The 14,378-nt window shown below is 54.9% G+C and carries 7 protein-coding genes; 1 reads left to right on the top strand and 6 read right to left on the bottom strand.

Annotated features, from left to right (window positions below):
* Window positions 1-19 precede the first annotated feature (19 nt).
* Window positions 20-2,044, top strand: a complete 2,025-nt coding sequence (gene uvrB, locus HO274_RS01620) for an excinuclease ABC subunit UvrB (RefSeq protein WP_197456297.1) — start codon at window positions 20-22, stop codon at window positions 2,042-2,044.
* On the opposite strand, the gene HO274_RS01615 is transcribed toward uvrB, so the two are convergent.
* From HO274_RS01615 to HO274_RS01590, 6 genes are read right to left on the bottom strand one after another with little or no spacing between them, the layout of a single operon-like run.
* On the bottom strand, window positions 2,041-3,456 hold the full coding sequence (locus HO274_RS01615) for an FAD-binding oxidoreductase (RefSeq protein WP_273120855.1): 1,416 nt from the start codon (window positions 3,454-3,456) through the stop codon (window positions 2,041-2,043). The two genes, uvrB and HO274_RS01615, sit on opposite strands and share 4 nt — an antisense overlap.
* 2 nt (window positions 3,457-3,458) lie before the next feature.
* Entirely contained in the window at window positions 3,459-5,504 is a 2,046-nt protein-coding gene (locus tag HO274_RS01610) for an NAD(+) synthase (RefSeq protein ID WP_273120852.1), read from the bottom strand.
* A 4-nt stretch (window positions 5,505-5,508) separates the two neighbouring features.
* Window positions 5,509-6,969, bottom strand: coding sequence for an efflux transporter outer membrane subunit (locus HO274_RS01605; RefSeq protein ID WP_062187279.1), 1,461 nt, complete (start codon window positions 6,967-6,969; stop codon window positions 5,509-5,511).
* Window positions 6,966-10,091 carry a multidrug efflux RND transporter permease subunit gene (locus HO274_RS01600; RefSeq protein ID WP_273120847.1) on the bottom strand — a complete coding sequence of 1,042 codons (3,126 nt, stop codon included), beginning with the start codon at window positions 10,089-10,091 and terminating at the stop codon, window positions 6,966-6,968. The genes HO274_RS01605 and HO274_RS01600 overlap by 4 nt, the downstream gene beginning before the upstream one ends.
* Window positions 10,088-13,180 (bottom strand): efflux RND transporter permease subunit, encoded by a 3,093-nt coding sequence (locus tag HO274_RS01595; protein WP_273120844.1) that lies wholly within the window; start codon window positions 13,178-13,180, stop codon window positions 10,088-10,090. Before HO274_RS01595 ends, HO274_RS01600 begins: the two co-directional genes overlap by 4 nt.
* Complete coding sequence (locus tag HO274_RS01590; RefSeq protein WP_273120842.1) at window positions 13,177-14,376, bottom strand: MdtA/MuxA family multidrug efflux RND transporter periplasmic adaptor subunit; 1,200 nt, start codon at window positions 14,374-14,376, stop codon at window positions 13,177-13,179. Before HO274_RS01590 ends, HO274_RS01595 begins: the two co-directional genes overlap by 4 nt.
* Window positions 14,377-14,378: the final 2 nt, after the last annotated feature.

Raw genomic sequence — 14,378 nt, 5'->3', positions numbered from 1 at the left:
TGCCCTTGTCTTTCAGGAAATGCCAGTGCTTGTTACTTTTGAAAACAGCCCCTTTCGTCTGGTTCAGCCCTTTGCCCCGGCCGGTGATCAACCTAAGGCCATTGCGCAACTCACCGAAGGAGTGAATCTCGGTTTGCAATATCAAACCTTGCTGGGGGTAACCGGATCAGGCAAGACTTATACCATGGCTCAGGTCATCGCCCGTTTGGGACGTCCCGCTCTGGTTCTGGCCCATAACAAAACCCTGGCCGCCCAACTCTATGCAGAATTTCGCGAGTTTTTCCCTGAAAATGCGGTGGAATACTTCGTTTCTTATTACGACTATTATCAACCGGAAGCCTATGTCCCAGCCCGGGATCTTTACATCGAGAAAGATTCCAGCATCAACGAAGCCATTGAACAAATGCGTCTGTCTGCGACCAAGTCCCTGCTGGAGCGACCCGATTGCATCATTGTGGCCTCTGTATCTTCCATTTATGGCATTGGTGATCTGGCCGATTACCACAAGATGGTTTTACACCTGAAGGAAGGGGAAAAAATTGATCAGCGTGCCATTGTGGGGCGCCTCGCCGTCATGCAGTACACGCGCAATGAAGTGGAATTCAAGCGTGGGGGGTTTCGGGTGCGGGGGGACGTCATTGATGTGTACCCTGCAGAACATAGCGAATCAGCCTTACGCATCACGCTCTTTGACGACGAAGTGGAACGACTGACCCTGTTTGATCCGCTTACAGGGCGTTTGCAGAAACGCCTGGGGCGTTTTACCGTGTTTCCCTCCAGCCATTATGTGACTCCCCGTGACACTGTGGTGCGGGCCATTGAAACCATCAAGATCGAATTACAGGAACGGATCGAATTTTATGCCCGGGAACAACGCTTGGTGGAATTGCAACGTATCGAGCAGCGCACCCGCTTTGATTTGGAGTTGTTGCACACCCTTGGTTTCTGCAAAGGTATCGAAAACTACTCACGGCACCTGTCAAAACGTCCGGCAGGTTCACCTCCCCCCACCTTGATCGAATATCTCCCTTCCCATGCCTTGCTCTTCATTGATGAATCCCATGCCACCCTGCCGCAGGTCGGGGGAATGTATAAAGGAGATCGGGCCCGCAAGGAAAATCTGGTCAATTATGGTTTTCGTCTGCCCTCTGCCTTGGATAACCGGCCCTTGAGATTTGATGAATTCGAGGGACTCATGCCCCAGTCCATCTTTGTGTCGGCCACGCCGGGGGCCTATGAGCAGAAACATGCAGGGCAAGTGGTCGAGCAAATCATTCGCCCCACCGGCCTGGTAGACCCGCCCGTGGAAGTTCGTCCTGCCCTGTCTCAAGTGGATGACTTGCTGGGAGAAATTCGCATCTCTGCGGCGCGCCAACAGCGCGTTCTGGTCACCACCCTGACCAAACGCATGGCGGAAACCCTGACTGAATTTCTGCATGAGCAGGGCATCCGCGTTCGCTATCTGCATTCGGACATCGACACGGTGGAACGGGTGGAGATCATCCGCGATCTGCGCCAGGGGAAATTTGATGTACTGGTGGGGATCAACCTGTTACGCGAAGGACTGGATATTCCGGAAGTAGCTCTGGTGGCCATTCTGGATGCAGACAAGGAAGGTTTTTTGCGCTCGGAGCGTTCCCTGATTCAGACCATTGGACGGGCTGCCCGACATCTTGAAGGACGCGCCATCCTTTATGCCGATCGGACCACGGATTCCATGCGGCGGGCCATGGATGAAATGGCGCGCCGTCGTACCTTGCAGGAAGCGCACAATCAGGCACAGGGCATCATTCCCCGCGGCGTGGTCAAACCCATTGTGGATATTCTCGAAGGTATCTATGCACAGGTTGAGGTGTCACCTCCCCTGAAAGTGGCAGAACCGGAAAAAGGCAGCGAAGCTCTGACGGAAAAACAGCGTCAGGCCTTGCTTCAGCGTCTGGAAAAAGAGATGCACAGCGCTGCCGGTCAACTGGAATTTGAAAAGGCGGCGGCTCTGCGCGACCAGATCAAGAAACTACAGATGTTATGGTTGGCGCTGGGTTAGGCCAGAATTTTTCCGGGATTGAGCAGTCCCTGAGGGTCCAGAAGCATTTTGAGTTTTTTCATCAGATCGAGGGCCACGGGGTCTTTGTAATGAACCAACTCCTGTACTTTCAACTGACCAATTCCATGTTCTGCGCTGATACTTCCGTTTAGAGCGCTGACCACGTCGTGCACGATCCGGTTGACAGCAGGCGTTTGAGGAACCAGGGTACGATTACGTTCGGGATTCGCAAAGGACAGGTTGTAATGCAAGTTGCCATCTCCCACATGACCAAAACACACCACTCGAATGCCCGGAAAGGCAGTTTCAAGATTTTTTCCTGCGAGTTCGATGAATTCAGGGATCCGGCTGACGGGGACACTGATGTCGTGTTTGATACTGATTCCTTCCCGTTTCTGCGCCTCGGAGATCTGTTCCCGCAAGGCCCAAAGGGCCTGGGCTTCAGTCAAACTCTGTGCCAGTACAGCATTGTCCAACAGACGTTCTTCCAGTGCCAGGACCAAGGCCTTTTCCAGTAACCCCTGCAGGGGAGCCTGGGCATCAAATTCTTCCAATTCCACCAGAACCGACCAAGCGGGGAGGGGATCGAGGGGGGCCTGGAATTGAGGAAGATGGTGCAAAACCAGGGACAAGGCGGAATGGGAAACCAGTTCGAAAGCCGAGATCCGGTCTCCACATTGAGCCCGCAGAAAGCGCAATAGGCGTACGGCCAGCGTGGGTGAGGGTACGGATAGCCAGGCCGTCACCCGCTGACGGGGAAGGGGATAGAGGCGCAGGACAGCGCGCGTAATGATCCCCAGGGTTCCTTCCGCCCCGATAAAACATTGTTTTAGATCGTATCCGGTATTGTCCTTGCGTAGTCCCTTCAATCCATTCCAGCAGCGCCCATCCGCCAATACCACTTCCAAGCCGAGAACCTGGGCACGCATATTGCCGTAACGCAGAACCGCCGTTCCCCCTGCGTTGGTAGAAATCACTCCCCCGATTTGGGCGCTTCCTTCAGAGGCCAGACTGAGAGGAAAGAGAAAACCCGCCGCCTCGGCATGTTTTTGTACTTGGGCGAGGATCGCACCGGCCTCACAGACTAAAGTTGCATTTTCCGCATCCAGTTCGAGAATTCGATTCATGCGGGACAAACTGAGAATGATTTCCGGATGGCCCGAGCGCGGCGTGGCCGCACCACACTGGCTAGTATTTCCTCCTTGCGGAACGAGGGGGACCCCTGCTTTGGCACAGGCTTTGATTACTTCCATGACCTGCGCCGTGGAGGTTGGTTGAACTACCCAGGGAGCCGTCCCCCGATAGCGTCCACGCCAATCCGTATTATGGGCGGCGACTACCTGAGGATCGGTCAAGAGCCCCGATTCCCCCAACAAAGCATGCAAGTCCGCATAAAGTGCAAAATGATCCAAACTCAGTCTTCCTTCTGAGATAGGGGAGGGGAGTTTGTGGGCAGGGTCCGGACTTCCTCCTCCCACACGGTAGCGGATGCATCGCTGGGTGCGCGCCAATCTCCGCGCGGCGAGAGCGATCCACCTGAACCCACTTTGGGACCGTTGGCCAGACAGGAACGTTTGAATTGGCTACCCTGAAAGAAACGGGTGACGAAGATGCCCAACCAATGACGGATTTCAGTAAAGGTATAGGTGTCGGACCCCTGGCCCCAAGTACACCAAGCCATGTAAGCCAGTCGGTGGGGAGGGAAACCGAAACGCAGCGTATAGTACAGAAAAAAATCCTGCAGTTCGTAGGGTCCCACGGTACTCTCGCTGCTCTGTATCTGTCCCCCCTGGGCCGGAATCAGTTCGGGCGAGATTTCCAGAGCCAATACTTCCTCCAGCAAGGGTCCCAGGGCCGGGGTCAGTAAAGAGCGCTCCTGAGCCCAGCGCAATAAATGCTGAATCAGGGTCTTTGGGACGCTGGCATTGACATGGTAATGCGCCATGTGGTCTCCCACTCCGTAGGTAGTCCAACCCAGCGCCAATTCACTCAAGTCACTGGTACCTACTACCAATCCCCCGTGGTGATTGGCCAAACGGAAGAGATGGCTGGTCCGTTCGCCCGCTTGCACATTTTCGAAGGTGATATCATAACGCGCTTCTCCCCGCGCATAGGGATGGTCGAGGTCTTTCAACATCTGCAGGCAACTGGGTCGAATGTCGATTTCCTCAGCCGTAACCTCCAATACATTCATGAGATGGTGGGCCAACGCCAGGGAGGTTGAGCCGGTGGCAAAGCCAGGCAGGGTATAAGCCCGCAAACACTGACGCGACAGCCCCAGTTGATCCAACACGGCACAACATACCAGCAGGGCGTGGGTCGAGTCCAGTCCGCCGGAAACGCCCAATACCAAGGTTTTCAAACCCGTAGCCCGCAAACGGGTGGCCAAGCCTTGGACCTGGATATTAAAAACTTCGGCACACCGTTCGTCCCGTTGATCAGAGGCACCGGGAACATAAGGAAAACGGGTTGGAACAGGTTGCACCCTAGGGCAGGGGCGGGGGTCTTTCAGCGGAGCCATGCGCACGGTATCGAAAGTTTCGAGTTCCCTCTGATGATGGAAACAGGCCTGGGCAAAGGTATTCTGGCGCATGCGTTCCTGATGCAGACGCAACAGATCCAGGTCGGCAGTGATCAACTGATCCGTGGGGGTATAGCGGGTACTTTCGGCCAAAATATTCCCGTAATCCACGATCAAACCATGACCATCCCAAGCCAGATCGGTGGTGGATTCACCACACCCCGCTGCACTGTACAGGTAAGCGCTCAAACAGCGGGCAGATTGGTTGGTCACCAGTTGACGCCGGTAGTCCGCCTTGCCTACCGTGGCATTGGAAGCCGAAGCATTGAGCAAGACCGTGGCACCAGCCAGTGCTGCCAAACTGGAGGGGGGGATGGGAACCCACAAGTCCTCACAAATTTCTACCGCCAGCGTTGCCAGGGGTTGTTCTTCCCACTGAAAAAGCAGACGCGGACCAAAGGGAATAGGCGGATGAGACCTCCATTCCAGCCATTCCGTACGAAACGAGAGCGCGGGCGTGAACTGACGGGCCTCATAAAACTCTCGGTAATTCGGCAAATAGGATTTGGGGACGATGCCGTGAATCGTCCCGCCTCCGATCAATGCCGCACAATTGAACAGATGACTGCGGTGCCGCAAGGGGAACCCCACCAGTGCGAAGACCGGCAGTTCCCTGCTGGCCTGGCGCACCTGTTCCAGCCCGTGGAGTGCGGATTTGAGCAAGGCCTCCTGATGAAACAAGTCGTCACAGGAATAGCCGGTCAGGCCCAATTCCGGAAACACCACGATCCGTGCCCCCTGCTCTACGGCCTTGGACATGAGCGCCACGGTCCGCTGCGCATTGTCCAGAGGTTGTGCCAGAGCCACAATGGGGACAGCTACGGCGACCCGCAGATAGTCCTGAGCATGGAGATCAAAAAAAGGGGAAGTCGTACTCATCCCCTCAGTGTACCCCATCCTGTTGGGTTTGTTGAACTGGGGGTTCACCCCCATCCCAGCCCCCTCCGAGGGCTGCTATGAGTTGGGCGGCCGCCACGAAGGCTCTTCCGCGCAAGGTGACTTCGCTGACTTGCCCGGTGAGCAAGGCAGTTTGAGTGATAACGACATTGAGATAATCCACGGTCCCCGAGCGGTATTGCTGGTCCGTCAGAATGACAGTGCGCGCAGCTGCCTTGACCGCACGTTGTTGCACCACGATTTCCCGGGTCAGGATTTCCTCTGCCGCCAGATTGTCTTCGACATTCTGGAAAGCCGTCAGGACGACCTGGCGGTAGTTGGCCACGGTCTGATCAAAACCGGCACGGGCCTGATCCAGATTGGCCAGACGCAATCCGGCATCGTACAGAGGCTGAAAGAGTTGAGAACCGATAGACCAGTTTTGATTGGGCAGAGCAAAAAGATTGCTGTAAGCAGCGTTTTGGTATCCGTAATTTCCTGACAAGGTCAGATTGGGATAAAAAGCGGCCTGAGCCACTCCAATATTGGCACTGGCAGAGGCGGCCTGACGTTCAGCCACGGCAATGTCCGGACGTCGCTCCAGAAGAACCGATGGAATGGTCAAGGGAGGCTTGGGATACCCTTCGCCAAGGGGAAGCGGAGGAAGTCTGAACTGTGAAGGCACTTTTCCTATCAACACGGCAATGGCATGTTCCATCTGACTGCGTTGAACCTCCACGTCGATGAGTTGAGCCCTGGCCGTTTCCAACTGGTTTTCGGCAAGAAGAATATCCGTATCCGCAGCCACTCCGAATTTTTTACGGTTGATGGTCAGATCCAGGGATTTCTTATAAGCCTTGACCGCCTCCATCAGGAGGGCCGATTCGGCATCATCGGTGCGTAGTTGATAATAGTCCACCGCCAACAGACTTTGCAAACTCAGCAACGTAGCGGCCACCTGGTTGGCATCGGCCTGCGCCGAGGCCTGGTTGGCCTCGATGCTCCGTCGCACCGATCCCCACAGATCCGGCACCCAGTTGGCTTGCAGGGCCGCCATGTCATTGTTGTAAATCAGGCCATTGCCCAGAACCACCCCATTGGCCGAAGCCCGGTTACGGGATTCGGCTGCGAACAGGCCCAGCGTGGGGAACAACCCGGCTTGAGTACTGCGCACCAATGCCTGGGATTGGCGCCAGGCTGCTTCTTGCTGGGCCACCGTCTGATTGGCCTGGGCCACCTGGATCTCCAATTGATCCAGAGTGGTGTCCTGAAACAGGGTCCACCAGCGCGCAGGAATGGGTGTCCCCTGCGTAGAGGCGACTTTCCAGCCCACCGGCACCCGAAAACTATTGGCCGTGGGTGAGGTGGGTTTGACGTAATCGGGTCCCACTTCACATCCCGACAATGCCAGAACCAGAAGTGAAACCAAGGAAGACAGCGACCAGGACCATCGATACGGATTTTTCATACATCACTCGCGATGGAATTGGCCGGAATGATGCGTTTCCAGGTGAAACGCTTTCCCCAGCGCTGACGAAAACGATCCAGATATAGGTAGACCACGGGGGTGGTATACAGGGTCAGTAATTGACTCAATGCCAGTCCGCCCAGAATGGCAATACCCAGAGGTCGACGTAATTCTCCGCCACTTCCCCAGTCCAGGGCAAGGGGCAAAGCTCCGAACATGGCAGCCAAAGTGGTCATTAAAATGGGACGAAATCGTTTGACACAGGCCTTCAGAATAGCTTCTTCCGGAGACAGTCCTTCGCTCCGTTCAGCCTGCAGGGCAAAGTCGATCATTAAAATGGCATTTTTCTTGACGATTCCAATCAACAGGATGATCCCGATCAGAGTCATCAAATTGAACTCCTGCCCCGTGATCAGCAGGGCCACGACAACTCCGACCCCCGCAGAAGGAAGGGTGGAAAGAATGGTCAGGGGGTGAATCAAACTTTCGTAGAGAATACCCAATACGATGTAAACCACCACCAGTGCCCCCAGGATCAGCAGGGGTTCACTGGACAGAGAGTCCTTGAAGACTTTGGCGGTGCCTTCGAAAGAACCTTGAATGGAAGGAGGAACGCCCAGTTGTTTGAAAGTACGATGGATGGCATCCGTGGCTTGTCCCAGGGAAACTCCGGGAGGAAGATTGAAGGTAATGGTGGTGGCAGGAAATTGTCCCTGGTGGTTGACGGTCAGGGAATCATTGCCCGGACGAATCTTGACCACGGCAGCCAATGGCACCATGTCGCCATGAGTTCCATAAATATAGGTTTGTTCGAGCATGGAAGGAGATTGCCAATAAGGGGGGGCGGCTTCCATTACCACACGGTATTGGTTGAGCGGATTAAAGATGGTTGAAATGATGCGCTGCCCATACAGGTCATTGAGGACCTGATCCAGCGAACGTGGATCGACACCCAGACGTGCCGCGGTATCCCGATCGATCTCGAGCCAGGATTCCAGACCCAGTTCCTGCTGGTCACTGTTGACATCAGCCAATTCGGGTAATTTGGCCAATGCGATGCGGATACGTCGTGACCATGTCCGCAATTCTTCCAGATGATTTCCCTGAAGGGTGTACTGATATTGGGCATTACTCACGCGACCACCAAAGCGCAGGTCCTGGATGGGTTGAAAGTAAAGGCTGGCCCCGGTCACCGCTTTCAACCGAGTGCGCAGACGGGCAATGACTTCATCCGAGGTGGCATGGCGTTCTCCTTCCGGCTTCAGAACCACGAAAACGTTACCGGCATTGCGCGCTTCGCCGCCGGTAAAACCGATGACATCCTGGGCATCCGGATCACTTTTGCAGATCCGGATGAAGTGTGTCATTTTGTCGCGCATGGCCTGAAAGGAAATATTCTGATCGGCCTGAACCCGACCGATCAGGCGCCCCGTATCCTGTTGCGGCATGAACCCCTTGGGCACGATGGAAAAGAGATAAAAATTCAGACCGATGGTCAAGAACAGCAAAAACAGAACCAGACGCTTATGGTGAAGTGCGGTATCCAGAGTGCGTTGGTACCCATTTTCGAGTCGTTCGAACAACCGGACTCCCCAGTGTAATCGACGCTGCCAGGCTGAGGAGGGAATTCGATGCTGCGGATCTACGGGACGTAACCAACGTCCGCACAGCATAGGCGTGGTAGTCAGGGATACCACCAGGGAAACCAGCACAGCCGCGGATAGAACCACGGCAAATTCGCGAAACATGCGTCCCACCATACCCCCCATCAGGAGCAGGGGGATAAATACGGCCACCAGGGAAACGCTCATGGACACAACGGTAAAGGCCACTTCCCTGGCGCCGATCAGAGCGGCCTGCAGAGGAGGAAGCCCGCGTTCGATATGGCGAGTGATATTCTCCAGCATGACGATGGCGTCATCCACCACAAACCCCGTGGCGACCGTCAGGGCCATGAGGGAAAGATTGTCGAGACTGTAGTGCCCTAGATAGAGGATACCAAAGGTCCCGATCAGGGAAACCGGAATGGCAATACTGGGTATGAGCGCCGCACGTACCTCCCCCAGAAACAGGAATACCACCAAAATTACCAGTACCGTGGCAATCACCAGAGAACGTTCCACGTCATGTAACGAGGCACGAATGGAGGGTGTGCGGTCCATAACCACCTTGAGATCGATGGAAGTCGGGATGGAGGCTTGCAGGCGTGGCAGAATGGCACGAATACGATCCACCGTTTCGATGATGTTGGCACTGGGTTGACGACTGACGATAAGCAGGATGGCCCGTTGCCCGTTGGCCAGTCCGAGCGTGCGCAGATCCTGTACGCTGTCCTCCACTTCGGCAATGTCCTGTAAACGGATAGGATTTCCATGGCGGTAGGCCAGAACGAGGGGACGATATTCTTTGGCTGTCTTCGCCTGATCGTTGTCATCGACTTGCCACCGATTCTCAGTATTTTCTATTATTCCTTTAGGAATATTGACATTATTGTTTGATATTGCTGTTCTGATATTCTCCACGGAGAGGCCATAACTTTGCAAGGCAGGCGCATTTAGTTCAACGCGTACCGCTGGCAGGGAACCGCCACCCACCAGAACCTGCCCAACTCCGTCGACTTGAGACAAACGTTGGGCGACAATGGTGGAGGCCGCATCATAGATCTCTCCGGGGGGCTTGGTCGGCGAGGTCATGGTCATGACCAGGATCGGGGCATCTGCCGGATTGATCTTGCGATAAACCGGATTGAAGGGCAGAGCAGGGGGTAACAAGCTGCGCGCCGCATCCAGGGCAGCCATGACGTCGCGGGCCGCCCCGTTGATATCCCGGTCGAGATCGAAGAGCAAACTAAGGGAGGCCATCCCGGTAGCACTGGAGGAAGTCATTTCCGTTAACCCGGCGATTCGTCCTACCGTTCGTTCCAGGGGAGTGACCATGATGGCGGCCATGGTTTCTGGACTGGCACCGGGCAGCGCTACCTGAACGTTGATGGCCGGGAAGTCGATTTGCGGCAAAGGAGCAATGGGCATGAGGGTAAAGCCTACCCATCCCGCCAGGGTGATGGCTGCCGTCAACAGGGTTGTCGCAATGGGGCGAGCAATGAACACTCCGGTCAGGTTCATGCCTGCCTACCCGTTAGTACGCGCAAACGTCCCACCAGTCGTTCCATGGCCAGATAAATCACCGGGGTGGTAAAGAGAGTCAGTAACTGACTGACCAAAAGCCCGCCCACCAAAGTCAAACCCAGGGGTTGTCGCAACTCGGCTCCGATTCCTGAACCGAAGAGGAAGGGGAAAGCCGCAAAAAACGCCGACAAGGTGGTCATCAAGATGGGACGGAAACGCAACAGACAAGCTTCCCGGATGGCCTGTTCCGGAGATAGCCCTTGGTGCCGTTGGGCTTCCAGAGCAAAGTCGATCATCATGATGGCATTCTTCTTGACGATACCGATCAGGAGTACGATGCCGATCACGCCCAGAATATCAAGATCATGGCCCGTCAAAAACAGGGCCAACAATGCGCCCACTGCTGCCGAAGGAAGGGTGGACAGGATGGTGATGGGATGTATATAACTTTCATAAAGGACGCCCAACACGATGTACATGGTCACCACTGCTGCCAGCAGGAGTAGCAGCGTGGAAGAGAGCGACTTCTGGTAGGCACGGGCAGCGCCCTGAAATTGGAGTTCCACACTCTGAGGCAAGTTCAACTTGTTGACCGCTTGGTCGATAGCTTCCACGGCTTGCCCAAGGGATTGATGGGGGGCCAGATTGAAGGAGAGGGTGGCCGCAGGGAATTGTCCCAGATGATGGATCGATAAAGGACCGGTTGTTTCCCGGATATGGGCCAATTGATCCAGAGGAACCTGTGCACCGTTGGCACCGGGGACATAGAATAGGTGCAACTGATTGGGGGTTTGACTGAATTGTGGCCCGCTTTCGAGAATTACGCGGTACTGGTTGGATTGAGTAAAAATGGTCGACACGATTCGTTGGGAAAACGCATCGTAGAGCAGGTTATCCAATGCGGCGACAGAAACCCCCAAGCGCAGAGCGTTGTCCCGGTCGATGTCCAGAAAGATCCGTTTTCCTTGATCTTGCTGGTCGCTGGCGACATTACGAAGCGACGGAATATGGCGCATTTTTTCAAGAAGAAGGGGAACCCAACGCTGGATCTCGGCTATTTTTGGACTTTCCAGTGTCAATTGATATTGGGTTCGACTCAGGGTATCTTCCAGCGTCATGTCCTGAACGGGCTGGAAATAGACTTCCAGAGCACTATGGCTTTGGACCATGGTTTCGTGCAGACGATGCATGATCGCCCGGATGGACTTTTCCTCTCCCCGTTGGGCAAAGGGTTTGAGGTTGATCATCAAACGTCCCGAATTGATCGTGGTATTTGATCCATCCACTCCGATGAAGGAAGACAGGCTTTCCACAGCGGGATCCTTCAGAATTTTTTGTGCCAATGAAAACTGTTCCCGACGCATGGCGCCAAAGGAAATGGTTTGAGGACCCTGAGTAATGGCCTGCAGGATACCCGTGTCCTGAATAGGAAAAAATCCTTTGGGAAGATAAAGGTAGAGGGCTGCGGTGAGAATCAGGGTGAGTAAGGCCGTGAACAATACCAGTCCCTGATGATGCAAGGCGATGTCCAGCCAACGCGCGTAGGACTGGATCAGGCGGTCAAGAAATTGTTTCCAATGAAGGCGCCACCCTGTTTCCGGTGCTTCCTTGCCTCCGAGCATATGGGCACAGAGCATGGGTGTGAGTGTCAGGGAGACAAACGCTGAAATCAGGATGGTGACGGCCAGGGTGATGGCAAACTCCCGGAACAGCCGCCCGATGACATCCGACATGAACAGCAGCGGGATGAGTACGGCGATCAGGGAGAAGGTCAGGGAAAGGATGGTAAAACCGATCTGACGAGATCCGGTAAAGGCAGCCGTGCGGGCATCTTCACCCATTTCTCGATAACGGGCGATATTTTCAATCATGACAATGGCATCATCCACGACAAATCCGGTGGCAATGGTCAGGGACATCAGCGTGAGATTATTGATACTGAAATTGGCCAGATACATGACGCCCAGAGTACCGATCAGAGAAACTGGCACGGCAAAGGCAGGGATCAGGGTGGCTGGCAAACTGCGCAGAAACAGAAAAATCACCATGACCACCAGGGCAATGGCCAACATCAACTCAAACTGAATCTCGTGGACGGAAGCGCGAATGGTGGTGGTGCGGTCAGACAATAGTTCAACTTTGACACTTTCAGGCAAGGAATTCTGTAACTTGGGGAGAAGCGCCTTGATCCGATCGGATACCTGAATGACATTGGCTCCGGGTTGGCGTTGAATGTTAACGATGATGGCCGGTGTATCATTTTTCCAGGCAGCCAGATGAACATCTTCGGCGTCATCCACGACTTCGGCCACATCTCCGATCCGGACCGGTGCGCCGTTCAGATAGGTGATGACGACTTGACGATAGGACGCGGCATCATGCAATTGGTCATTGGCATCCACCGTCACCGAGTGGTTGGGGCCATCGAAACTCCCCTTGGGGATGTCCACATTATTGTTGATGATCGCAATGCGCAAATCTTCGAATCCAAGGCGGCGCAAGGCCAGTGCCGTGGGATTGCCCCGAATCCGCACGGCCGGGCGTAATCCCCCTCCCATACTGACCATGCCCACACCTGAAACTTGAGAAAGTTTGCCCACCAGGCGCGTCTCGACCCAATCCTGAAGATGCGGCAAGGTCATATGCGGGGAGGTCACCGCCAAGGTCAAAATAGGCGCATCGGCAGGATTGACCTTGTTATACAGGGGTGGCATAGGCAGGTCTGTGGGCAGAAAGGTACCGGCAGCGTTAATCGCTTCCTGAACTTGTTGCTCCGCCACATCGATGGACTGGGACAATGAAAACTGGAGGGTAATGATGGAGGCGCCTCCGGAACTGGTGGAGGCCATTTGGGTCAAGCCCGCCATTTGTCCGAACTGACGTTCCAGGGGGGCAGTCACGGTTCCGGCCATCACTTCGGGCCCTGCCCCAGGATAAAGTGTCGTGACCTCGATGGTGGGATAATCCACTTCGGGTAACGCAGACAAGGGAAGTTGACGCCAGGCAATCAATCCCAACAGCAGGATCGCCACCATCACAAGGGAAGTGGCGATCGGACGATCGATAAAAGGGCTGGAAAAATTCACTGGGAAACGGCGGGAATGGAAGACGCGCGTTGAGCGAGGGTGACGGTCATCCCTGAACGCAAGTTATCGACCCCTTCGGTCACGACCCGTTCTCCCGGACGAACGCCACTCAGTATGGCAATTTCATCTCCATTGGCTGGACCGGCTTTGACCTTGCGAAGAGATACCTTCATGTTATTGTCTACCACGAACACGAAAGGACCTTGATCCCCCTGTTGTACCCCGGCCACCGGAATGACGGTAACGTGAGGCAAGACCGCCACTCGGACCCTGGCGTTGACGAACTCGTTGGGAAAGAGTTCGTCATGATGATTGACGAACAGGGCACGCAATTTGACCATTCCCGTGGTGATGTCGACCTGATTGTCCAGGGTTTGCAATTCGCCCGTGGCCAATAAATGCTGGTTGGAACGATCCCAAGCCTCTACCTTGAGGGGAGCCAGTGGACTATTCATCCCCTGCTGAATGTCGTTCAGATAATCTTGAGGAAGGGGGAAAATCACGGTAATCGGATCCAGTTGGGTCAACACCACCAAACCCATGTTGCCAGCGGCCAGGATCATGTTGCCCTGATCCACCAGTCGAATGCCGAGACGCCCGTTCACAGGGGCTGTGATATGGCAATAAATCAATTGGAGTTTGGCGTTGTCCACCTGAGATTGATCCGAGGTGACCGTACCCTCGTATTGGTGCACCAGCGCTTGCTGTGTGACCAATATCTGATCCGGAATGGCGCCCGTTTTGATCAGTTCCTCGTATCGTTTGAGATCGATTCGCGCATTCTCCAGCAAGGCCTGATCATGGATCAGTTGACCCTGGGCCTGAGCCAACTGGACTTGATAGGGGCGGGGATCGATTTCAACGATGGGATCCCCTTGGTGAACCCGGTCTCCCTCCTTGAAATAAACCTTCATCAACTCGCCATCCACGCGACTTTTCAGAGTGACGGTATACACGGGCGTGACCGTCCCCAGTCCGGTCAGCCAGACCGGAAAGTCGGCCTGATGGGCAGTAGCCAGTGAAACGGGGGTGGGCGCAGGTTGCCTGAGGGTTTTCGGGTCATGAGCATTCTGGCGAAAGTGACGGAACAGGCCTAACATCAGTAAGAAAACGACGATACCGATCAGCCATAACCATTTCTTTCCTTTGGCGAATTTAGGTGGCAAAGAAGGGGGAGGGGCAGCAACAGTGGCCATCG

Origin of the sequence: Ferrovum myxofaciens (assembly GCF_013181415.1) — a bacterium.
Taxonomy (GTDB): Bacteria; Pseudomonadota; Gammaproteobacteria; order Burkholderiales; family Ferrovaceae; genus Ferrovum; species Ferrovum myxofaciens.
Note: the sequence above shows the minus strand (reverse complement) of the source record. Positions and strands in the feature narration are given on the sequence as shown.

What these genes read in the sequence shown, in the direction of transcription:
- uvrB (WP_197456297.1), top strand. Translation starts at nt 20, where the DNA reads ATGCCAGTGCTTGTTACTTTTGAAAACAGCCCCTTTCGTCTGGTTCAG.
- HO274_RS01610 (WP_273120852.1), bottom strand. Translation starts at nt 5,504, where the DNA reads ATGAGTACGACTTCCCCTTTTTTTGATCTCCATGCTCAGGACTATCTG.
- HO274_RS01605 (WP_062187279.1), bottom strand. Translation starts at nt 6,969, where the DNA reads ATGAAAAATCCGTATCGATGGTCCTGGTCGCTGTCTTCCTTGGTTTCA.
- HO274_RS01600 (WP_273120847.1), bottom strand. Translation starts at nt 10,091, where the DNA reads ATGAACCTGACCGGAGTGTTCATTGCTCGCCCCATTGCGACAACCCTG.
- HO274_RS01590 (WP_273120842.1), bottom strand. Translation starts at nt 14,376, where the DNA reads ATGGCCACTGTTGCTGCCCCTCCCCCTTCTTTGCCACCTAAATTCGCC.